The sequence below is a fragment of the Spiroplasma eriocheiris genome (genome assembly GCF_001029265.1).
Classification (GTDB): Bacteria; Bacillota_I; Bacilli_A; order Mycoplasmatales; family Mycoplasmataceae; genus Spiroplasma; species Spiroplasma eriocheiris.
In genome coordinates this window covers 339218-363301 of the sequence record NZ_CP011856.1, presented here as the reverse complement: position 1 = coordinate 363301, position 24084 = coordinate 339218, and the positions used below count along the sequence as shown (strand labels likewise).

The window sequence follows — 24084 nt, the reverse complement described above, 5'->3', positions numbered from 1 at the left end:
CTCCTCGTATTTTTTATTGGGTAATGTTATTGCTGATTATCAACATCGACATCAACCATGGCTGCTTCATTGACAACTGTTTCTTGGTTTAAAATATGGTCATTTGGATGAAGATTTTCTAATTTTAACTTTTCCTGTTCATATTTATAAGTTTCTTGTTCTATTAAAGTTAACCGTTCTTGCTCTAATCTTTTTAATTTCTCATCCTTTACCCGAAAACTTTTTTCATCTTGTAAATACTCTGCTACTTTGCGTAATTTTCATTGTTTACCAACTTCTCGTCATAATAAGGCATAACAAATGATAATTACTAGCGGACAAATAATAAACCCAATTAGGGCAATAATTAAATAATTATTATGATAATTATACTGGGTTCAAAAATAAAAAATCACCACAATACCAAAAAGATAATAAAATAAGGTAAAAACAGTAGAAGTAATAATTCATGGTTTAAAGCTTGTTGCCCGGCGTAGTCGTAAATACGGAACTCCAATGAAAGCAAAAAAGAATAAACTAATAATTAACCCAATAACTCCCGCAATAATGTATTGTGTTTCAAAGGCTTGGTGTGTAATTAAGCCGGTAATATTCTTAATATAATTAAAACTCATTGCACAACCAGCGGCTAAGAAAAAGCCCATAAACATTCCTAATACTGAAAAACCCAGAATTAAAAGTCGGGTTGCAACTTCAATCCGCGTATTTCATTGTAACGCTAGTTCTTCGCGTTTAGTGCTTACTTTTCCAATCATATTGTTGCCCCCTTTCATCACACAATATTAACGAGTACGAATTGTTCTAATTTGTTGTGCCACATTATTTTCTAGTTCCCGATAATAATGTTTTAAATTAACACTAACAATAATAGTTCCCAACAAAAAGATTACTAACGCTACTCCCCCTAAAATTGTGGCCTTTCAATTAGTTGGATTAGCAATAAATAATGAATAAACAACCGCCAAACCAATTATTCCCAGACCATTCACAGTGCCAATAATGCCCACCACAACTAACCAAATTCGCATTGTTTTAATTGTTCGACACACTAACATCGGTACTACAATAAGAATAGTTATTGCTAACCATAAAAATAATAAACTAATAATGGCAATCTGCAGATAAGGTTTTACTAAATCAAGGTTTGAACCAACAATCCCCCCGGTTTTCGATCCAATAATTGATAAAATAACACTGGTCGCTGTTTGGGCTAAGGGATAAATAAATAGAGCCACCGTAATAATCATCATTAGCGAACCAACAAGAATTGCAATTCGCCCAAAACTTTCTACTGAATCTTTAAAATAATAACGAAATGCTCCTAGATCATAATTATAAGCATGATGCTTAAACTGCATTCGTTGTTTTAATTCATAACTTCCTAAATTTCTTGTCACTTTTTCACTAACGGTACGATCCAATTTTTTAAGACTCTCCGGGCGATCATCTTCCACAAATTTTAATTCACGCACGGGAGGGGTTTCTTCCGCGGAATTATTAGATAATAATTTTTCTTCCGTGTTAACCATTAACCCACCTCCTTATTGTTCAGGATTAATAACTGCTGTAAACTGTTCACTAGCCACAATTGCTTTTCGTAATTTGCTTTTTTTATGAATGGCCGCACTTCATAATAACACACTACCTGTAAAGATTAATAGACAGCAAAGAGCAGCTAAAATAAACCCGGGAAAATTTAACCGCACGGGAATGTACAAATAAGAAACAATGCTTAATCCTAACATTACTAAACCGAATAAAAAACCTAGTGAATTTAATAAGATCCCTGTTAGTTTTACTAACCGAATATTACGGACAATTAAAATTGGGATGACAAAAACTAGACTAAAAATAACGCCCCCCACGGCAATCACTACTGTCATTCCGCGAAAAACACCATCTGCTACTCCAAATTGGTTAAAAGCGGCAGGAATTGGTAACTGCGTTGTGGCAATCATTGCTAAAGAAGCAGAAACAATAATAATCACGCCCAACATTAATCCTTGGGAAATTAAAATAAATAATCGGCCAAAAATTTCAGCGGGACTACTAAAATACATCCGCGTAAGATGTAAATCTTCTGGAAGCGAAACTGGTTGGTTAACCGGTTCTGAATTCGCTAAAAAAGATGGTTGTTGTTGATTATCTTCGCCAACCATTGTTTCTTGTAAAGTTAGTTCTTGATTTTCACTAATTTTGGCCATCAATCTCACCCATTTTATTATGCCCTATCTGCGAATTTACCTAATTCGTATTTTGATTATAGCATTTTTTACTTAAAAAAGGCAAATTTTAACTTTTTTCCAAAAAAAGAAGAGGATTTCCTCTTCTTATGGATGATGATTAATATCATAAATAATTTTAATCTTAATAATAACTGTTCCCTCATATAAACCATTATATTTTGGAATAATGTTATCTAAAGTAATATCCGAAACTGGATTATCAACTGTTGGTAATACTACCCGGCTCACAACTTCATCATCTCAGTAATTATAGTTTGAAGTTGGTAATAACAGATTTGGGTATTTTTTCTGCAATTCGTAGTTGTAAGTAATTGCATTATGTCAAATTGTTATCATTAAGTTTCTAATATATTGTCCTGGATTTTGAATATTTAAGTTATCTAAGTAGAACACTAATGGTCCATTTGCTGTTGCGTCAATTGGATCGCCACTAGGATTCATTGGAATTCTATTACTATCATATTTTAAAGTAATCTGCACAGTCATTTCGCCCTGATAGATAGTTTGGTCTTTTAATCTGAATTTTAATTCTAGTGGAATATTTGGACTTCCCCCGGGGGTAAAGTTTTTAATTGCCGCGGCAACTTTTTGTTCATAGTCACTATCCCAAGCAGATATTTTTTTTGACACTCCATATAAAGTATACGCTTCATTATTAAATGATGAGTAACCAATGATATCATTTCAAATTCTTGTAGTTAATGTTTTAATTTGACGATCAATCGTTGCGGGATCTTGGTTAAATTTATAATCCCGGGTTGAATAGTTAATTGGAACTGGTTTAGTTAACGGACTATCAATAATTCGTAACTTACCGGTAATTGTTAAATCAGCATCTTTCCCGGTTGTTTGCGCATCACCACGAGCTTTGATTGCATAATCGGTTCATCCTTTAGTTGCAACCGCTTGTTTATAAGCAGCTTCTAATCCTGATTTATCAATAGTACTATTTCCTTTACTATCGACATAATCTGTTGATTTGGTTGAAATTTCTCCTCCAAATTGACCAACCGCATTATGTCAAGTTGAAACAAATATTGAGTCAACAGTTGGATTTGAAGCAGCTGATAATAATATGGGACCAGTATTAATTGTTTTGACCACCCCATCATTCATAATAATAGCATGAATAGTTGTATCACCTTTAAAGACAGGGTTAGTATTGTTATTTTTAGCAACTAACGTAATGGCATGTTTTGTCCCAATATTTGGCCAATTATTTCTAATTACTGCATCTCAACCACTTAGATCAAAATCCTTCATTTCAGGTGTTACCGGTAAGCCAGCAATTGCCATAGCATCACTTCAAACTTTTGCTTTATCAACTTGATAACGATCTTTTTCATAAACAATAATTGGGACTGCTAAACTTATGTCTTTTGGCATTGTATAAGGATCTTTCGTTAAACTTCCTTCAACACGAAGATAATGGTTAACACTTTCATCTTTCGGAGTTGCTAAGAACTTAAAGTTGGTGCTTTGGCCACGTCCAGGTTCAACGACACTACTAAAGTCAATGTCATAATCCTTATAACTCGCAGAAACGCGGGGATCAGTACTAAATTCCGGACTATTTTTAACATTTTGCCAAATAAATTGGTATAAAGTATCTTTATCCCCAACATCATTTTTAAGTTCTAGGGGTAAGTTAATATAATAGCTAATAATATTTAATTTAATTGTAATTGTTCCCTTGTATTTTTTGATACCACTATCAAACTTCCCATTATATTTAGCAATTAATTGTTCACTTAATGGTTGGTTAAATTTAGTTGGTAATGCTAAACCTGATAAATCATAGCCACTAATATTATCGGGAGTGTTAGCAGTAAACTGTGTTTTAGCTTCATCTCAAATCTCATTTTGAAGTGTTGTTAAATCATCATATTTAGTAACATCTTTTAACGTAACTGAGAGGTCAACGTCTTGGGTAATATCAACGGGACTACTATTAATAAGAGTAAAATAAATTGTAATTGAGCCAATATAACTAATTTCTGGTTTATCTTTTAAGGTAAAGACAATATAACCTGCTTCTTGATCACCATTATTAGGAGGTAAGGTATTATTTTCCTGGTCCGTAATATCTCCCATGTGGAGATCAAGTCCTTGTTCAATTCGCCCCTCTTTTTTAGCCGCGGCTAAAATATCAGCATTAATGTCTTTTGTTTCCGAAGAAACATAAACGCTATTGGTTAAAGTAAATTCAGTTGAAACATTCTTTTTCCCATCAATAATATCGGAGTGGGAATTACCACACGCAACCAACGTTGGGACTAACGAAGTTGCTAACATGGTTGCCGTTAAGATTGCTAATAACCTTTTCATTTTCTCACCTCACTTATGTTAAAAATGCCATTTTTAGTATATACATTATACCGTAATTAATAAAATTATACTACATAATCTAAGTTAAAACGGAAAACAATCTGTTGAAACTGCTTTTCAACCCCACTAGGGTTTTTTAATTTTAAAATTAAATCGAAGGCGGTATTTTGATAATATTTTGCGCTATCTCCGCTTACTAAATCAGTGGCCCAGGCATTAAAATTATTTTTAATATGGTATTGATTTAAAACATTATATTCAATAGTATAATCATTACTTAGCGAACTTTCGTATTGAGCTTTAGTATAACCATTTAAAACATTATAGACGCCGGCTGTATAGTTATTAATATCTTCGGCAAATTTTCAGGTATTGTTAGTAAATTCCTTTAAAATTAAGCTCTGCAATTGGTGCGGATCACTAACTAAACGGGGATCAATTTTAATAACATTATTTTGATTTGAAGCTGTGCCATAAACCCCTGTTGTATTTCAATAATTACTAAATAAGTAATTTCGTTGGGCTAAATTAGTAAAATCTAACATTCCCGGTGAACTTACTGTGCCTTTTAAATTAAGAATATGATGCAATTGGGGATGATCAATTGTAATAAATTCCGAACTGTTAATAAATGGCAAATTAATTTCTAAATCCTTTGCTTCTTGAATAGTTCGTTTTTTAACATTTAAATAATCACTGGTTTCACTATTGGCATATGTTTGAAAAGGAAGGATATTTCATTTAAATAGCCATTGATATTTGGGGTCTGCGGGATTAGTTAAAATATCAGTTTTCATCTTATCAACTAAATCAGCAAACTGAATTTCCCCATTTAATAATTCCCGTATTTGACTATTAATATTATTTTCTAAAATATTTTGAATTGTTTCTCCTTCTGGTAAGAACATAAAGTAAAACTCTTCTGGTTTATTAATATCCAATGTTTTTGGGGTTAATAAATCATAAAGTGGTTTTCAATCATCAGGAACAATATCTTTTGGTAAAACTAAATTAGGATTTTTTGTGGTTGCTAAAACATTTTTTAAAAACACAAATAACTGCGGAACATATTTAGTATTAATTTTAATATCTTTACCAAGAGTCGGTGATGAATTGCTAACTGCTAAATTAGTAGTTTTAAAATGATGGTTGGAATCATTAATAATCGCATTCATATCAAATAAATATTGATAATCATCAATAACTGGTAGTGGTAAAGAAGGATCCAGGCGGTCTTGTTCAGAAACACTAGAAATAACAAAGTTACTATAAGGGTTATAATCACCAACAAATTCCTTATTATCCCCTTTATTTTCTAAATATAAATTATCAAAATATTTTTGATATTGGTCATATACTTCATCATCTAATTTTAGACCATTAGTTTCACCCTTGACAACTAATCCATTTGCTTGTTTTCCTAAAATATTTTTTTGGTTTGTTCAAACAATTGGCTTATCTTCATCTTTTTTCATACTTTCAGCCATTTTAAACTGGATAAAATTAGATAAAAACCCTTCTATTCCAATAAAAACGGTTGGCATAATAATCAAGTTTTTTTGAATTTCTCCATTATATTTAATTTTTAAATATAAGATATTATTAACTAAATTTAAATTATTTCGTTGAACATCTTTTAATGACAACTCATGTTGCGCATAAGCATCAGTATAAATTTTAAAAATGGCAATTTTATTCGGGTCTTTATAAATATTTTTATAAAGGAAATTGCGAGAAATATATGTTTTTGGTGCTTGGTTAAAAATATAATTATAAGCATATTCTAATCGTAAAGAAGTTGCCCGAACATTAATACGCTCAACAACTCCCGTTGTTGGGTTCGCTGGTACATTATATTCTTCAAAAGTCTTTTGCCCTTTAAAATTGTCCCGAAGGGGAGTATTAGTAAAATCAACTTGGAAATAATCACCCTCATTAATATCCGGTAGTTTTCCATTTGTTTTAATTCCATTATAACTCAGGATATTTTGTAAAAATTGAACACCAAAATAAGCTCCGGGAATTAGAGCACCAATATATAATGTCGCACAAAAAGCAGCAATCACTGATTTTTTACGGCTCGCAACACTAACTGTTTTTGTAATTTTATTAAGTGCCTTTCAACTTCCTGGTTTTTTTGCCATTAATTCAAACACCTTTCTAATCCTAAATAACCCCTTATTTAAGATTAATAATACCAAAAATATGATTAATAATCATATTTTTTAATATTAAATAAAAACCCTTCAGACTATTTCCTATATAATCTGCTTTCATTATAGCAAAATTTTGCAAAATTACAATTTAATGTTTTATCTATTTTTAAAAGGAAGTTAAATATTAAATAAAAAAGCTTTTAATCAAGATTAAAAGCCTATCAATTAGAACTTATAGATTATGATAACACCGAAGTTAAATTACTCGCGAAGTCATTCCAATAATTTTTAAAATATCTTTAATTTTAGCTGCTAGGTCTAAAGAAATGTAATATTCTACTAATAATGAAAATAAAATGTGTAAATGATCATGGTATTTATTTTCAACTAGTTTAATTGCTTTACTTAAGATTTTATCCATTTCTTGTTTTGGATTAAGGGTAATTTGGAAATATCGTTTATTTAAGCGAACTAGTTCGCCCATCATATTTTCGTTTTTAATTTTGAGGTTATCAAAAGTATCAGATAAAAAATTATCAATTTTAACAGTTAGTGCTTTATTATGTTGTAAGTTTCCTTGTTTTGTGCGAAAACCAATAAAGTTTTTAGATAAATAAAATAAGGCATTTTTATTAGTAGTGCTAATTTCTTCTAAAGCTTCAATTTCATTCATTTCTTTTAAAATATTTTGATAATCATAGTTTTCTTGTTTTTTCAGTTCCATATATGGTTGCTCCTTTTTATTATTTAATTAAAAATGGTAAGTAAATTAAATGTATAAATTAAATATTAATAAAAAAACAAATAGCACTAACATAATTGGTAAGAATTAGTTAGGTACTATTTGTACTCTGTTAACTTATTTAATTTACTTTATTATTATAATATATTTATCTTCATTAGCAAAGATTATTTAATAATTTTTTTGCTATTTAATTTGCGTTCAGCTTCCGTTAAATATAATTTTCGTAAGCGAATATCAGTTGGGGTTACTTCAACAAGTTCATCTAACTCAATAAATTCTAATGATTCTTCTAAAGTATAAACTGTCGGGGGAGTTAGCCGAACTGCTTCATCACTTCCAGCCGCTCTGGTATTTGTTAACTGTTTTGCTTTACAAGGATTAACATATAAATCATTGCTCCGTGAATGTAGCCCTACTATCATTCCTTCGTAAACTTTTGTTTGGGGTCCCACAAACAGAATTCCCCGTTCTTCTAAAGGTCGTAACGCATAAGCAAGGGTAACTCCCGCAGTCATACTTACTAATACGCCATTTGGACGCTTAGCAATTTCTCCCTTATAAGGTTCATAGCCTTCGGCACTACGAATCATAATCCCTTCCCCATGGGTAATATTGGTAAATTCTCGACGAAAACCAATTAACCCGCGGGTCGGAATTGAAAAAGTTACTTTGTCCCGAATTCCATCAGAATCCATATCAATCATAATTCCCTTGCGGACATTTAACTTATTAATTACACTACCACTATAATCTGTAGGAACACTAATAATAACTTTTTCCATTGGTTCTAAAATATTTCCCTCTGGTGTTGTTTTAAAAACAACTTGTGGTTTCGAAACTGCTAATTCATAACCTTCACGACGCATATTTTCAATTAGAATAGCTAAATGTAATTCACCACGACCATAAACTTTAAAACCATCCGCGCTAGAATCACTCATTGGTTCTACTCGTAGACCGACATTAATTTCTAATTCCTTGTCTAAACGATCTTTAATATTTCTGGTTGTGACATATTTTCCAACTTTCCCAGCAAATGGGGATTTATTAACAAGAAAATTCATTGACATTGTTGGTTTTTCAATAATGATTGGTGGCATTGGTCGAATATTATCCTTATCACAAACTGTATCTCCAATTAAGATATTAGTAATTCCCGCCACCACGACAATATCTCCAGCAAATGCTTCTTTAACAGCCACTCTTTTTAAACCTTGGTATGTAAATAACTCGGTAATTTTTCCCTTACGGGGATTACCAGCATTATCAACAATAGCAACTTCCTGCCCGACTTTAATAGTTCCCTCAAATAAGCGACCAATTCCTAACCGACCAATAAATGAATCATAGTCTAAAGAACTAATTTGCAGACGGGTTGGATTTTGACTTAATTCTTGTGGATATTCTCCAACATGATTAATGATACATTCAAATAACGGGGTTAAATCTTTCCCCTCATCTTCTAGTTCATATTTAACAATTCCTTCTTTAGATATCCCATGTAAAGTAGGAAAGTTCAGCTGGTCATCATTAGCATTCAAATCCATAAATAATTCTAAGACTTCATCAACAACCTCTTTTGCCCGTTGATCTTTTTTATCAATTTTATTAACTAACAATATTGGGCGTAACCCTAGTTCTAATGATTTTGATAAAACAAACCGTGTTTGGGGCATTGGCCCTTCCGAACTATCAACCAATAAAATAACAGTGTCAACAGTCTTCATAATTCTTTCAACTTCTGAAGAAAAATCAGCATGGCCCGGTGTATCAACAATGTTAATCTTAATATCTTTATAGACAACTGAACATGTTTTTGAATAAATAGTAATTCCGCGTTCACGCTCTAAATCATTACTATCCATAACTTGGGCACTAACTTCTTCATTACTTCGAAAAACCCCTGATTGGGCTAAAAAAGCATCCACGAGGGTTGACTTTCCAGCATCAACATGGGCAATAACAGCAATATTAATAATTTTTTGATGTGACATTTAAATTCCCCTTTAAAATTTTAAATAATAGTATTTTTTATAACTCCGTATAAAATATTAACATATTACTAGCAAATTACCTATTTTTTTCGTAACTTCGTGGCTTATTTTTACTTAAAAATTTTATAATACATAATTAACAATAAAATCTTTAAAATCCTAAATTTTAAGGAGTTCCAAAATATTACCGACCACAATTATTTAATTTTATAACATTATTACACAATATCTTAGTATAATAAAATTATTAAAGGATGTGAGAATATGGCAATTGATGTTAGTAAAATTGAAAAATTATCAACAAGTGATTTAATTAAAGCATTAAATGATAAAAATAAAGAGTTCCAAACATTACAAAGTAAAAAAAATCGGAGTGTGGCAGAAAATTTAAAATTAAAAACTATTGAAAATGAACTTCGAGTTATTAACGGGGAATTTATTAAACGGGGAATTTAAAAAGACAAACATTTGTTTGTCTTTTCTTATCCCTTTAATATATTAATCGCCAGGTTATCCGCAACTGGATGGTCAGGATTAATACAGCTAACACTTGCTATGCAAGAAATAATTGCTTTCTGATGGGGTTTTAATTTACAAATCACTTTAATCTTTGGTGTTTTATGAAAATTTAAATGTTGCGCTATCATAATAAATTTATTTAAGAGTTCTTGCGCAGTAATTTTCAGTTTAAAAGAAGCTCAGTCATTTTCGACATAAGAATTTTGATAATTCATTCGAAAATTTTCTACTTGCAGATCACCATCATATAACATTAAATCTTCCTCAATTGGTTGGGTTAAATATTGTTCATTTAAATCAGAAAATAAAATTTGTAAATAATCAATTTTTAAAACATTAATTTCAATTGCCATTTTTATTCTTCCTTTCTCTTAATCAACCAGACCATAAGCTGCTAGTCATTCTAACCCATAATTTAAAGTAAAAAAATCAGTTGCAATCTTATCACTAATATTTTTAGCAATCTTATCTAAATCATCGGCATAATTAATCTTAGTTAAACCTAGTTTATTATTAATAGCATTTTCCGATAGTAATAAGGTTATTTCGTTATTTTCAATAATCATCGGAACTAAACGATGATATTTATTGGCTAAATCAATTAAGTTAACCATTACTTTTGGTGTTAATAGTTTCCGTACCAACACTGGATCATTACTATAAACATCAAAGATTTTTTCAAATTCACTAGATTCTAACTGATCATTTTTATGCCGAGATAAATATTGCTCTAATTTTCCTTGGTTAGGGATAACCCGACCATTAACTCCGGTTTCTTTTACTAATTGGTAAGTTAAATACATAAAACAATCTTGTTTATTAAAATCAGCCACCATCCGGGTTGCCACGGCGGCAGCAACATCAAGCGCTAAGGCGTCACGTTCTTGGGTTAATGTTCCCAATGATAATAAGTGGTTTTTAAGTTCTAAATTAAAAACTAAATCATCATTGCGGTTAAAAACTCGTGGATTAGTAAAGGCCACACTTTCAGCCATAGTATGAAAGACTGTTTTATTTCGTTGCAATTGGGGAGCGGATGGAATTGGTTTTAAATCAAAACTGGGTTTCATATTATTAAAAGTAACTTCAGGATTATAATCATGTTTAAAAGCAAATTCATAGTATTTTAACCAATTAAGCTGATTCATAATATTCATTAAATAATTTTTATTTCTGCGATAAAAACTAAATAAGAAAATACTTGCCCCAATAAATAAAAATCCGGTTATAAAATAAATAATAATTGGTGTTGTCCAACTATTAATTTTGTTCAGAGCACTTAAAATAATCGCACTAACTACTACTCCGATAATTCAAATTGCTAATAATAACCATCCCAGAACATAGTAAAAACTTTTGGCAAACCGTGGTTTTATTTTTTGATTAGGAAAAGTTGTTGCCACTAAATGATTAAGGTCTTGTTTAATATAATCTTTGGTCTTATTAGTTATGTTCATATAATGCCCACCTTTATAGGTATTATAACGAAATTAAAAGATTTAAAAAAGAGAATTTTTAAAATTCTCTATTAAATCCCAATTGGGTGACCCTCAAGACCATGAGCAACTTCCATAATAATTTCGGATAACGTTGGGTGAGGATGAACGGCTTTTGCCAAATCATAAATTGTTCCTTCAATTTCCATACATAAGGTAATTTCAGAAATCATATCCGTTGCTGTTGCACAAATGATATGAGCTCCTAAAATTTCACCATATTTAGGTTCACAAAGAATTTTAACAAAACCATCTGTTTCACCATCCGCAAGCGCTTTTCCGTTTGCTTTTAAAGGAAATTTAAAAGCTTTATACTGAATATTTTGTTTAATTGCTTGTTCTTCAGTTAAACCAACCATTGCTACTTCAGGGTGTGAATAAATACATGATGGAATTTTATTGTATTCAATTTTATCTTGATAACCCTTAATATTATTGATTGCAACAATTCCTTGTGCCGAAGCAACATGGGCTAGCATTGCTTTCCCAACAACATCCCCAATTGCATAAACACCAGAGAGATTAGTTTGACATTGGTCATTTATTTCAATATTTTTACGTTCACCAATTTTTAAACCAATGTTTTCAAATCCGGTTAACACAGGAACCCGACCAACTGATACTAAACAATAATCAGTTGCTAACTTAACTTCTTGGCCATCCTTGTTATTATAAATGATTGTTTTCCCTTTAATCTCTTTAATTTTAACACTAGTTTCAATTTTAACTTTGTTTTTAATTAATAGCTTAGTCATTTCTTCGCGAACATCTTTATCTAACATTTCTAAAATTGTATCTAGACCTTGTAAAATAGTTACTTCGGTTCCTAACCGACGATATAGACAAGCAAATTCAACTCCAATAACTCCACCCCCAATTACGGCTAATTTTTTCGGAATTTGGGGTAATGATAATGCTTCAGTTGAACTAATCACAAAACCATCAGCAGTTGCCTTATCAAAACCTGGAAGTGGTAAACTTCTAGAAACACTTCCTGTTGCAATAATTAAATTATCACAAGTATATTTGTTCCCATCCACTTCAATTGTATTTTTATCCAACGCCTTTGCTTCCCCTTTAACTAAGGTAACCTTATTTTTTTTCAATAAGTATTCAACCCCTTTTGTTAACTGGTCAACAACTTTGGCTTTTCGTTCTTGCATTTTAACTCAGTTGGGCGCAACATCAGTTAAGTTTTTAATATCAATTCCATACATATCCGCATGTTGAATCATATCATAAACCTTTGCCCCTTTTAAAAGGGCTTTGGTCGGAATACATCCGACATTCAAACAAACTCCCCCGTAGTATTCTTTTTCAACAATTAAAGTTTTTAATCCTTCTTGGGATGCTTTAATCGCACATACATAACCTCCCGGGCCAGCACCAACAATAATTATATCAAATTTATTATCCATTTTTTAAGCTCCTTACTATAATAACAATAAAGCTGGGGATTCTAATAATTCGTTTAAACGCATTAAGAATCGTCCCCCATCAGCACCATCAATTAAACGGTGATCAATTGATAATGATAATGGTAAAATTGATTTTATGACAATATTGTTTTCTTTATCAACAGTTGGTTTTTTTTCAATTGTTCCAACTCCTAAAATTGCGGCTTCGGGGTAGTTAATAACAGGGGTCGCAATTTCAACACCAGCGGATCCAAAGTTAGTAATTGTAAAGGTTCCATCGCTCATTTCATCCATTTTAAGCTTACCATCACGGGTACGTTCAGCTAAATCATTAACAGCATGGGCAATTTGTAAAATATGTAACTGGTCGGCCCCTTTGATAACAGGTACCATTAATCCGCGAGGGGTATCAACAGCCATTCCAATATTATAATATTGTTTATAAACTACTTCTTCTGTTTGTTGATCATAAGAAGAATTTAGCATTGCAAATTCTTGTAAGGCAATTGCACAAGCTTTAATGAAGAATGGCATAAAGGTTAACTTGATGCCTTGTTTTTCAGCTTGTGGTTTTAATTGACTACGTAATTCAATTAATTTCGTAACATCAACATTTTTGATTAATGTTGTTTCCGGAATTACTGTTTTTGATAATGTCATTTGTTTAGCAATTGCTTTTCTAATTGGACTCATTGGTACCCGGTTAACTTGGCCAGTTGTTTTAATATTTGGCATTGTAATATTTGATGCCATCATTGTTGGTCCCGTGGCAACCGGTCCTCCACTATGGTGACTCGCATTTTGAATATCACTTTTTTTAATTCGGCCGTTTGGTCCGGTTCCCTGAATTTTAGTCAAATCAACTTTTAAGTCACTCGCCATTCGGCGGGCAACAGGAGTTGCTAATACTTTACTATTAACAGTTTGACTATTATTAGTTGCCGGTAACGAACGAGCAGCAATCACAGTATTTGAAATTGGAACTGCTCCAACCACCCCGGCTGCTTTTTCTTCTTCAGCTGGTTTTGTATCTGCTGGCGGTGCTGACGATGGACTAGCACTATCACCGCTTCCGTCATCAATTTCAATCACAACATCCCCCACAAAAATTGTATCGCCAACTTTCATGTTAATTTTTGTAATGGTTCCATCAACTGGGGAAGGAATTTCAGCATTTACTTTATCGGTTTCCACGGAAAACATTGTTTGACCATCTTTAATTTTGTCGCCAACTTGAACATTGATTTCACCAACTACTCCTTCGGTTAGTCCTTCACCAATATCGGCAAATTTAAATTTTAACATCCAAAATTCCTCCTTTAAATTTCATAAGTCATAATTTCTTTAACTTTTGTAACAATTTTTTCCACTGATGGTTGATAATAATGCTCACCACGGTCAAACGGAATCACAATATCATAACCAGTTAATCTAGCACATGGTGCTTCTAAGTATTCAAAACATTTTTCATTAACTGTTGCAATAATTTCAGCGGCCACACTAAATGAGCGGACAGCTTCGTGAACAACTAATAAGCGCCCTGTTTTTTTAACTGATTCAATAACCATTTGGCGATCTCATGGTTGAATTGTTCGTAAATCAATTAACTCAATGCTTGTCTGATCACCAGCAGCTTTTAATTCTTCAATTGCTTTTTGACAATCAACTGTTTGGGTTCCATAAGTAACAATTGTCAAATCAGTTCCCTCTTGAATTTTATATCCTTCCCCAATTGGTAAAGTATAATATTCATCTGGAATTTCTTGTTTAAATGCCCGATAAATTTTTGTTGGTTCTAAGAAAATTACGGGGTCTGGTGATTCAATTGCTGCTAATAATAATCCTTTTGTATCAAAAGGAGTGGAAGGAATAATAACTTTTAACCCGGGGTTATGAGCAAACATTGCTTCCATTGCTTCAGAGTGGTGTTCTAGCGCACGGATTCCCCCACCCATTGGCATTCTAATAACTAACGGACAAGTAAAACGACCACGACTACGGTTGCGCATACGAGCAATATGAGTAAATAATTGTTGAATTGCGGGATAAGAAAATCCTTCAAATTGCATTTCAACAACCGGTAATAACCCATTAATAGCCATTCCAACAGCACTTCCTGCTAAAGTCGCTTCCGCGATTGGCGCATCAAAACAACGTTTTTCACCATATTTTGCTTGTAAGCCCATTGTGGCACGAAAGACCCCACCTTCAAACCCGGCATCTTCACCATAAATAACAACATTTTGGTGTTTTTCCATTGCTAAGTCTAAAGCATGTGTTAACGCTTGAATATTATTAAAAGTAGCCATTAGTGGTGTCCTCCTTTACTTGGGTGCGCAGCAAAGTATGCTTTTGCTTCTTCATATTGTTCTTGTAAGAATTCTGGCATTTCTGCATAAGTATATTTAAAAATGTCTTCTAGTTCAACAACATTATTTTGTTCAACTCAAGCAAATTCATTTTTAATAAACTCCTCTTGTTCTTTATCTAGTTTTTCTTGATCTTGTTCTGATCATAATTTTTTACCAATTAAATATGCTTTCATTCTTATTAGCGGATCTTTGGTTAAAGCATCTTGGTATTGTTCTTCATCACGATAAACTTTTGGATCATCCGCCGAAGAATGGGCCCCTAAACGGTAAGTATTACATTCAATAAATGATGGACCTTCCCCTTTTCGCGCAAGCGCAATTGCTTCTTGCACAGCTCCGTATACGGCAAAGAAGTCATTACCATCGACAATGACATTTCGAATTCCAACCCCAATTGCTTTTACTGCAAAGTTAATTGCTTTAGTTGCTTTTTTACGCGGAGTCGAAATCGCATATTGGTTATTTTCGACAATATAAATAGCTGGCACTTCATGGAGTTTTCCAAAGTTCATAGCTTCGTAGAATTCACCTTCCGAAGAACCACCATCACCAGTTGTTGTAATTACAACTGCATCAGTTCCCTTATATTTTTCCGCAAAGGCTAGACCAGTTGCATGTGAATATTGGGTCGCAATTGGAATATTAACTGGCAACACATTAATTCCCTCTGGAGTTTTTGCTCCCAATTCATTTCCACACCAATATAACATAATGTTACGCATTGGAATTCCCGCTGCTAATCAAGCAGCATTGTTCCGATAAGCTGGAGAAAATCAATCTTTACCTTTAATTAATTGCATTGCATAAGCAACTTCTGAAGCTTCTTGGCCAGTTGAACTTAAAAATGATAACATTTTTCCTTGACGTTGAATTTTATTTTGAAATTCATCTTGTTTTCTTGATAAACACATTAGTTTGTAAGCTTCAACAACGTCTTTATCCTTGATTTTGGGCATTAAATCAGGATTAATAATTTTCCCAGTTTTATCCATAATTTGAACCATTTCATTTTTCAATGAATCAAACTTATCAAAGTACATTTTTTCTTTTGCCTCCTTTTAACTTAAGTAATTTAATTAATTACAACATCAATAATTTCATCAGTTGTAAAGTTTTGTCCAAAAATTGCTTGAATATCAAATTGTTCTAAAACATTTTTAATATCCGCACGCGTATATTTACAATTTATTAACGCTGCTTCTAATTGTTCAGTTCCGTGGGAACCTAAAAAATCACCAAAGATTTTAATTTTTGTAATTTTACCTTGTTCAACATTTAACCGTACATCAACCGTTCCTTTACCTTCATAACGAATTTTGTGTTGATAAGTAAACTCTGGTGAATTTCCATAGTTTCAATCCCATGTCCGGTATTTTTCATCAGCTAATTTATTTACTTCAGCAATTACCTGAGCTGGTAAATCTAATACTTGTGCTCCCTTGTCGGAAACTAATTGTTGAATAATAAAATCACGAAATTGTTCAATTGTAATATCTATTTTTAATAATGGACGAATATTAGTAACACGGGCAGGGATTGATTTAATTCCTTTCGAAATAATTTTACTTTGATCAACATTTAAATATTTTGGTAATTTTGCTAAATCAACATCAAATAAAATTGTGCCATGATGCAACAAACGATTTTGATAGGTTAATTGGGCGTTACCCGATATTTTTTTGCCATCAATTTCAATATCATTTTTACCCGCAAATTTTGCTGATAATCCTAACTTTTGTAATACTTCAATAATAGGTTGTAAAATTGTTTGATAATTTTTTGCTAGTGGACTATTTTTATCAACAATAAAGGAAAAACATAAGTTTCCTTTATCTTGATAAACAGCACCCCCGCCAGAAGATCTTCGAATAATATTAACCTGATCTTCTTCAACTGCTTTAAGATTAATCTCTTCTAACGTATTTTGGTTTTTACCAACAACAACAGTATTGTTATTTTGTCAAAGATAGAAAATCTCATCCCCAAAATCATGTTTCAAGAGGTATTCATCTAAAGCAAGATTGAAATAGACATCAGTTGAGGGATTATTAAAGTATATCATTACCTATTTTTTAAAGTAATTTAATCCCAAGACTTCTAGGGCAGGTAGTGTAATAAAGTTATATGGTTTATTGAAGTGTGGTAAGAAGAAGATATCAATTAATGGTAATTCATCAATTGTAACCCCTTTCATAATTGCTAATGAAAACATATACATAACTTCAGTATGGTTATTTTCAGAACCTACTTGTGCTCCAATAATTTTTCTTGTTTTTTTATCTCATAAGATTTTAATTAGGACTTTTTTATATGAATGCATAAATTCTGGACGGTCATTATCCTCAAAAGTAATTTGTTCATAATCCATTCCTAATTCTTTGGCAACTGTTTCAGTAACTCCCGTTGATGCTAAACATCAGTCAAAAACATTAATCGCATTTGACCCTTGGAATCCTGGTGAAGCTAATCCGGCTGGTTTTAAAGCATTAACCGCCGCAATAATTCCTGTTCGCACCGCGTTTGTTGCTAACGCAATATAGCAAGGGCGTTGTTTAGCATTGTCATAAACTTCAATACAGTCACCAACGGCAAAAATATTTTCATCGGAAGTTTGCATAAATTCATTAACCATAATTGCCTTATTATTATCTAAGTCAACAACTCCCGCTAACATTTCAGTAGCTGGTTTAAATCCAACTGCTCAAATAACCATATCAGCAGCATGACTTCCTTTATCGGTTACAACTTTTGTTACTTTATTATTTTCACCTTCAAATTTCATAACCTTTTCACCAGTTGCTAAATGCACTCCGGCTGCTTTCATCGCATTTTCAACACGGTCAGTAAATGGTTTATCATAATATCTTGGCATAATACGATCAGAAATATCGACTAAAGTAACATTTTTACCTTTGGCGTGGAAAGCATCAACTAATTCAACACCAATGTATCCAGCTCCACAAACTACCACATTTTTGATGTTTGGATCTTCATTAGCTTTTTTAACTAATGCTCCGTGTTGGTATCATTTAACAATGTGAACTCCTTCCATGGTAATTCCTTCAATTGGGGGAATAATTGGCCATGATCCAATTGCCAAAATTAAACGGTCATAATTATCATCAAATTCTTTACCCGTTTTTAAATCTTTAACATGGATTGTTTTCTTTTTATTGTCAATATTAAGAACTTCATGTTCCATATTAACTTTAATTCCTTCGCTTTCTAATATTTCTGGGGAAGCATAAAATAATCCTTGGGGATCTTGTACTTCACCCTTAACTCATAAAGCAATTCCACATCCTAAAAATGATACGTTATTGTTTTTATCATAAGTAACAATTTCTGCTGATGGGTCCAATCTTCTTAATGTTCTAACTGCAGTTGTTCCTGCATGGTTGGTTCCTACTACTATAACTTTCATATTCTGTATGTCTCCTCCTTATTTATCATTACAAAGTTTTAGTATTTTTTATTCGTTCGATATAACTAACAGAATAAACTTGCATAAAAAAATCAGCAATAGATTTTATTCATAGTATTGTAAATCATATCGTAATTTCATTATATACCTTGAAAAAATAAAAAAATCAAAAATAATACTAAATAGTTATAAAAAATAAAAAAAATTGGCAATTTTTACCAATTTTTATTAATTTTGTCTTATTTTTACGAAAAAATGGTTGACATAAAAATTAATACTAAATATTTTTAATATTTTAGAAAATTAATACTCATTTTCAGGATTGGATGGTGGGGAAAAGAAACTATTATCATCTTTCCCAGCAATTTCTGGTTCAAAACTAATAATTGGTGAAGAATTAGAAACAGAATTTTCTTTAATCCCAAAGATTTTTTCATTTACTGTTTTATTCAAAGTTTGACCTTTATATTTAATATATAATAAATTATTAATATAAATATACAAATATTGTAATCCCACAAACAAACCAATAATTAATAATACCGAAAATATCATAATTAATCACCCTAAATGTTGATATACATTTAAAAAGAAATATGGGTACCAAGTGCCCACCGGACGGCCACTATAATAACGTAAACTTCCCCGCACCGAAATAATTAGGAAATATAAGAACGGATATAATAATATTAATCATAAGTATAACTTGTGGTGTGTTTTAAGATGATAAATAATATCTCCCGAAGTTAAAACATAACTAGTAATCATACTGCTTGGAATAATTAAATGTAAAATAACTGTTGATACTCAATGGTATGCATCATATTGATTAGAATCCTGGGCTTTCGTAATAATTCCAAATCAAAACACAAGCATTGTCACCGTAATATAAGTCGTAACTGCCAATTTAATTAAATAGCTTGGTTTTTTATGTTTAAATTTACTTTCGAATAAATAAGCAAAAAAGTAAACCGCTACAATATAGTTAGTTTGGGTTGTAAAAAAAGAATAATAATTTGATACCCTTTCTGAATAATTTAAATCTTTAAATTGTGGTTGGGGATGGGTAATTGCTAAAATTAAGTCCGTTACTAAAAAAGAAGTTATTAAAATTAATCCCCCTAAGCGGATATAAAAAAGAATTTTATCATTTCATTTTAACATTTTATCAGCCTCCGTTCATTTATTTTAAATGACGATTATTATCATTAACAATTGTATTAATAACATCATTCTCCCATTGATATTTTTTTAACTTCATCATAATTTCTTCAAACTTACTATCAATTACACAACTTTTGATATCAAAATCATAAATTAAAATATCATTTAAATTAAACAAATATAAATCATTTAAACTTGCTCGTGATCAATACTCAAATCCATCATCATCATCAAGATCGATTGTTTCAAACTTTTCCTCTTTTTTAAAAAAATCATCTCAAAGTTCATCAAAACTTTTTGTCTCACTATGATAGCATTCATTATCATACATGTTATTAAGAGTCATATGGTCAAAATAGCCAATGGCTTTGCCCCGTAATTTTTTGACCGATGTAAACTGTAAACCCAACGCATAATTTTGATAAGTCCCCAGAATAATAAAAGGATGTCGTGATCAGTGATTAAATTTATCTAAGTGATTTGCCATCACAATATCTTGTTGTTTAATTACAATATTTTGCAAAATAGTCCCTCTTTTTTAAAATAATTATTTCACTTTTAAATTTTTTAATAAAAGCTCTGAACAATTTATGCAAGCAAGAGATGGAAAGACATCACCATTTGAAGTAAATTTTGTTCCAATTGGGTTAAAAAACTGGTGACAAACATCGCATTCTTTTAAGCCTTGGTTTACAAAGTTGAAACAATCAGCACACATATTTTGATTATTTTCTCTTAAGAAATACTCATGACAGTGTGTACAAATTCCAATTGTTCCTTTAAACTGGCCGGTTTCTCATTTTGAAAATTCATAGCGATCATTTGAACCAACATAAGAATAAACCTGAATAATTCATTTATCATCTTTATTAACCTTTTTCCCATTCACAGTTACTTTGGTTAATAAATATTTTTGGGCTTCTTCGGGACTCGTAAATACTTTTACAATTTTTGCACCACGTGGTTGGGTTGGGTCTTCTACATAATAAATAATGTATAAATTTTTTTGGGTATTCATTATTTAACCGCCCTTTCTTTTTTAAATGGCTTATAATTTTCTTCCGCACATTTAAAACAAATTGTATAAGTTTTATTTTCCAGAATTAGTTTTCCAAATAATTCTCGATCAAAATCATCGCGGGTAATTCTTCGTTTTTTACATAAATCACATTTAAATGTCTCTAACCCTATTAATTCATTTTCACATTCCGAACAAATTCCTTCGTTGTTTAATTTATTCCGAATCCGGTTACATTGTTTACACAATGGTAAATTATCAATAAAACTCTGGGTTTCTCTTTTATTAAACTCATAGGTTTCAGTGGTACTATCGTAACTAAAAACTAAACAAAAAGAAATTTGCTTAATAACATCCTCATTATATTTATTATCTAAATAACAGTCTTGTAATGCCTCAACAGCATCTTTTTCTGATTTACAAATACAACGCAAAGTTTGGTCAATCCCGTTACTATCAAAAATAAAATAATAATCTCACACCATCATTCCCGTTTTAACCCCTCTCTCTTATCTTTGATCTTTATAATTATAACATTTTCCACCCAGAATGAAAAATATTGGCAACGCAAACAAAAAGATGCTACTTAACTAATCATTAGTCAAGCAACATCTGAATAAGTTTTTCGGCAACTAGTTTAGGGTCTTTAATAATTTTTAACCGGACTGTTGAATTATTAATTAGATATGTTAAAAAGTCATGAATTTTAGCTACATTATAACGTTGGATTTTTTGATAAAACTTATTAATATCTACTTTTAAAGCAACTAAAATTCGTAAAATTTTATTTCAACTAGTTGAAGAACAATCTGCTTCAATTCGGCAAATTGTTGATTGCTGAACTCCAGTTTTTTGGGCTAATTCCCGTTGGGTTCAACCCCGATGTATTCTTAGCATTTTAATAACACCATTCAAATTAACTCCTCCTAATCTTTTAATCAATTAGCAAGTTTTAATTTTTTATATTAATATGCACAAGTATTTTATCATAAAAAAATTTATCTAAATGTAAAATTTTGTATTAATGAAATTAAAAATTATTAAAATAAACAGTTTACAAAATGAATTTTCTTACATTAGACTGTTGAAGCAGCGAATTATTTCACAATATAAAAAACCAATATTAACTAACCAAGATTAGCAATGATATAGTTAAAAATGGTTTTTGCAATCGATATTTATTATTACCCAATTCCTATTTATTAAGAGTCGCCGGAAAATAACCTTTTGAGTGGATTTCAGTAACATAACTTGAACTAGCAACTTGATGTGTTAAAGTAAGATTAACTTCTCATTTTACTTCATTGTTCTGATGAATAAAATAATTGGCGCCGGTTGTTGTCAAAGTAACACCACTAAAGTCATAGAAAGTTTTATCATTCATAATTTTTAAAACCTCAGCTAAATGAGCAAGATCAGCATTGACAATTTGGGCAACCTGATCAATATTAAAATCTTTTAATTGAATTAAATCAGCTTCTTTGGCAATTTGTTGCGTCATATCAACTGGAATTTGTCCTAATTTAGTAACTAATTTTGTTTGTCCTTCTGAACTAGGGACAAAAAAGAATGAAATATAAATTGCCTGAGCGTATGTCTTATTAATGTCACTTTTTGTGGAATGATTACAAGCAACTAATGAACTTGTGCTAACTCCTGATAAAGTAATGGCCCCTAATAATGTAAATAATTTTTTCATTAGAAGATCCTTTCTATATTTAAAGTAATAATTTTATTAAAACATTAAAATTATTAGTAAACAATTATCTTTTTTTAAAATTTTTTTTGTTAAAAAATAAAAAAAGTTTCTAATAATAATGAAACTTTTAAAATAATAAATTTTTTGGTGTTCTTGGAAAGGCAATCACATCACGAATATTGGTCATTCCGGTTACATACATTACTAATCTTTCAAATCCTAATCCAAAACCAGAACTTTTATAGTATCCGTATTTACGCAAATCTAAATACCATTGTAAATCAGGAGTGGGAATCTTCATTTCTAAACAACGATTAACAATTTTTTGATAATCATTTTCCCGCTGACTACCCCCAACTAGCTCACCAATTCCGGGAACTAATAAATCACAAGCAGCAACTGTTTTGTTATCATCGTTAATTTTCATATAAAAAGCTTTGATATCTTTTGGATAATCAATTAAAAATGTTGGTTTTTTATTGATAACTTCACAAAGATAACGTTCATGTTCAGTTTGTAAATCCATTCCTCAAAAAATATCATTATTAATAAACTGCTGACCATTTTTAACAGCCGCTAATAATAAATCAATCGCTGTCGTATATGAAGTTTGGGCAAACTCACTTTCATAAACATTTTGTAATCTTGTTAATAATTCAGCATCAACATTAGCTGTTAAAAAGCTTAGTTCCGAATGGTTATGATCAAATAAGTATTTAATAACATGCTTTACCATTCCTTGGGCAAGCTTCATAATATCATTTAAATCACTAAAGGCAACTTCTGGTTCAATCATTCAAAACTCAGCAGCATGGCGGGTTGTATTTGAGTTTTCAGCCCGAAAAGTTGGTCCAAATGTATAAACACTCCGGAAGGCTTGGGCAAAACCTTCCGCATGTAACTGTCCCGAAACTGTTAAACTTGCTTTTTTACCAAAGAAATCTTCGTGATATTTGTTATCATCACGAACTGTCACGATAAATGATTCCCCAGCTCCTTCTGCATCGTTCCCCGTAATAATTGGGGTGTTGACATACACAAAGTTCTGACGGTTAAAATACTCATGGATGGCAAAAGCAGCACTACTGCGAATCCGAAAAACAGCATTAAAGGTTTTTGTTTTTGCCCGCAAATGGGCAATTTCTCTTAAATATTCATGGGTATGTTCTTTTTTTTGTAAGGGGTAATTTTCATCTGCTAAGTCTAACACTTCAATAGCCGTTGCTTGCAATTCAAATGGTTGCTTAGCAGTTGGCGTTAAGGTAAAAATTCCGCTTATTTTTATGGCAGAAGATAAGCGCACACTCGCAATTTCATCAAAATTACTAATGGTTTCCTTTTTATAAACAACTTGTAAGTCATCAAAACAAGTCCCATCATTAATAACTAAAAACCCTAATTTCCCATTATTTCGATTTGATCTTACTCATCCTAAAACTTCAATTTTAGTTTGGTCTTTAATTTTATCTTGGTATAAGTCAAAAACGATTTCCATTTTCCTACTC

23 protein-coding genes are annotated in these 24084 nt (G+C 31.3%); 1 reads left to right on the top strand and 22 read right to left on the bottom strand.

Annotated elements, in window-relative coordinates; genetic code table 4:
- Nucleotides 1-26 precede the first annotated feature (26 nt).
- The 7 genes from SERIO_RS01740 to typA all read right to left on the bottom strand — a co-directional run bounded on the left by SERIO_RS01740 (nucleotide 27) and on the right by typA (nucleotide 9469).
- Nucleotides 27-755 (bottom strand): hypothetical protein, encoded by a 729-nt coding sequence (locus SERIO_RS01740; protein WP_047791192.1) that lies wholly within the window; start codon nucleotides 753-755, stop codon nucleotides 27-29.
- Nucleotides 756-782: 27 nt separating this feature from the next.
- Complete coding sequence (locus tag SERIO_RS01735; protein ID WP_047791191.1) at nucleotides 783-1529, bottom strand: hypothetical protein; 747 nt, start codon at nucleotides 1527-1529, stop codon at nucleotides 783-785.
- A 12-nt stretch (nucleotides 1530-1541) separates the two neighbouring features.
- Nucleotides 1542-2204 carry a hypothetical protein gene (locus SERIO_RS01730; RefSeq protein ID WP_236682169.1) on the bottom strand — a complete coding sequence of 221 codons (663 nt, stop codon included), beginning with the start codon at nucleotides 2202-2204 and terminating at the stop codon, nucleotides 1542-1544.
- A 126-nt stretch (nucleotides 2205-2330) separates the two neighbouring features.
- Nucleotides 2331-4574, bottom strand: a complete 2244-nt coding sequence (locus SERIO_RS01725) for a hypothetical protein (protein WP_047791190.1) — start codon at nucleotides 4572-4574, stop codon at nucleotides 2331-2333.
- 65 nt (nucleotides 4575-4639) lie between these two features.
- The gene (locus SERIO_RS01720; protein WP_047791189.1) at nucleotides 4640-6718 is read right to left on the bottom strand and encodes a hypothetical protein; all 2079 of its coding nucleotides are present in this window, start codon (nucleotides 6716-6718) and stop codon (nucleotides 4640-4642) included.
- 268 nt (nucleotides 6719-6986) lie between these two features.
- Complete coding sequence (locus SERIO_RS01715; protein WP_047791188.1) at nucleotides 6987-7454, bottom strand: hypothetical protein; 468 nt, start codon at nucleotides 7452-7454, stop codon at nucleotides 6987-6989.
- Between the two features lie 185 nt (nucleotides 7455-7639).
- Nucleotides 7640-9469, bottom strand: a complete 1830-nt coding sequence (typA, locus tag SERIO_RS01710) for a translational GTPase TypA (protein WP_047791187.1) — start codon at nucleotides 9467-9469, stop codon at nucleotides 7640-7642.
- Between the two features lie 264 nt (nucleotides 9470-9733).
- Here typA and SERIO_RS01705 point away from each other — a divergent pair, with 264 nt between their 5' ends.
- Nucleotides 9734-9925, top strand: coding sequence for a hypothetical protein (locus SERIO_RS01705; protein ID WP_047791186.1), 192 nt, complete (start codon nucleotides 9734-9736; stop codon nucleotides 9923-9925).
- A gap of 26 nt (nucleotides 9926-9951) precedes the next feature.
- Here SERIO_RS01705 and SERIO_RS01700 read toward each other — a convergent pair whose 3' ends face one another.
- From SERIO_RS01700 to asnS, 15 genes are all read right to left on the bottom strand, one after another.
- The gene (locus SERIO_RS01700) at nucleotides 9952-10341 is read right to left on the bottom strand and encodes a hypothetical protein (protein ID WP_053040806.1); all 390 of its coding nucleotides are present in this window, start codon (nucleotides 10339-10341) and stop codon (nucleotides 9952-9954) included.
- 18 nt (nucleotides 10342-10359) lie between these two features.
- On the bottom strand, nucleotides 10360-11445 hold the full coding sequence (locus SERIO_RS01695; protein WP_047791185.1) for a DUF3137 domain-containing protein: 1086 nt from the start codon (nucleotides 11443-11445) through the stop codon (nucleotides 10360-10362).
- Nucleotides 11446-11516: 71 nt separating this feature from the next.
- Nucleotides 11517-12902, bottom strand: coding sequence for a dihydrolipoyl dehydrogenase (gene lpdA / locus SERIO_RS01690; RefSeq protein ID WP_047791184.1), 1386 nt, complete (start codon nucleotides 12900-12902; stop codon nucleotides 11517-11519).
- A 15-nt stretch (nucleotides 12903-12917) separates the two neighbouring features.
- Complete coding sequence (locus SERIO_RS01685) at nucleotides 12918-14207, bottom strand: dihydrolipoamide acetyltransferase family protein (RefSeq protein WP_047791183.1); 1290 nt, start codon at nucleotides 14205-14207, stop codon at nucleotides 12918-12920.
- A 14-nt stretch (nucleotides 14208-14221) separates the two neighbouring features.
- Nucleotides 14222-15211 (bottom strand): alpha-ketoacid dehydrogenase subunit beta, encoded by a 990-nt coding sequence (locus SERIO_RS01680; protein ID WP_047791182.1) that lies wholly within the window; start codon nucleotides 15209-15211, stop codon nucleotides 14222-14224.
- Nucleotides 15211-16314 (bottom strand): pyruvate dehydrogenase (acetyl-transferring) E1 component subunit alpha, encoded by a 1104-nt coding sequence (gene pdhA, locus SERIO_RS01675; RefSeq protein WP_047791181.1) that lies wholly within the window; start codon nucleotides 16312-16314, stop codon nucleotides 15211-15213. The genes SERIO_RS01680 and pdhA overlap by 1 nt, the downstream gene beginning before the upstream one ends.
- A 32-nt stretch (nucleotides 16315-16346) precedes the next feature.
- The gene (gene lplA, locus SERIO_RS01670; RefSeq protein WP_047791180.1) at nucleotides 16347-17336 is read right to left on the bottom strand and encodes a lipoate--protein ligase; all 990 of its coding nucleotides are present in this window, start codon (nucleotides 17334-17336) and stop codon (nucleotides 16347-16349) included.
- Between the two features lie 3 nt (nucleotides 17337-17339).
- On the bottom strand, nucleotides 17340-18698 hold the full coding sequence (locus SERIO_RS01665) for an FAD-dependent oxidoreductase (protein ID WP_047791179.1): 1359 nt from the start codon (nucleotides 18696-18698) through the stop codon (nucleotides 17340-17342).
- A gap of 303 nt (nucleotides 18699-19001) precedes the next feature.
- A complete protein-coding gene (locus tag SERIO_RS01660; RefSeq protein ID WP_053040805.1) occupies nucleotides 19002-19862 on the bottom strand; it encodes a Pr6Pr family membrane protein in 861 nt (286 codons plus the stop codon).
- Nucleotides 19863-19881: 19 nt separating this feature from the next.
- Entirely contained in the window at nucleotides 19882-20385 is a 504-nt protein-coding gene (locus SERIO_RS01655) for a hypothetical protein (protein ID WP_047791178.1), read from the bottom strand.
- Between the two features lie 24 nt (nucleotides 20386-20409).
- Nucleotides 20410-20880, bottom strand: a complete 471-nt coding sequence (locus SERIO_RS01650; protein ID WP_047791177.1) for a hypothetical protein — start codon at nucleotides 20878-20880, stop codon at nucleotides 20410-20412.
- Nucleotides 20880-21368, bottom strand: coding sequence for a hypothetical protein (locus tag SERIO_RS01645; RefSeq protein WP_236682168.1), 489 nt, complete (start codon nucleotides 21366-21368; stop codon nucleotides 20880-20882). Before SERIO_RS01645 ends, SERIO_RS01650 begins: the two co-directional genes overlap by 1 nt.
- Before the next feature lie 109 nt (nucleotides 21369-21477).
- On the bottom strand, nucleotides 21478-21795 hold the full coding sequence (locus tag SERIO_RS01640; RefSeq protein ID WP_047791176.1) for a helix-turn-helix domain-containing protein: 318 nt from the start codon (nucleotides 21793-21795) through the stop codon (nucleotides 21478-21480).
- A 280-nt stretch (nucleotides 21796-22075) separates the two neighbouring features.
- Nucleotides 22076-22579, bottom strand: a complete 504-nt coding sequence (locus tag SERIO_RS01635) for a lipoprotein (RefSeq protein ID WP_047791175.1) — start codon at nucleotides 22577-22579, stop codon at nucleotides 22076-22078.
- A gap of 127 nt (nucleotides 22580-22706) precedes the next feature.
- Nucleotides 22707-24074 carry an asparagine--tRNA ligase gene (gene asnS, locus SERIO_RS01630; RefSeq protein WP_047791174.1) on the bottom strand — a complete coding sequence of 456 codons (1368 nt, stop codon included), beginning with the start codon at nucleotides 24072-24074 and terminating at the stop codon, nucleotides 22707-22709.
- Nucleotides 24075-24084: the final 10 nt, after the last annotated feature.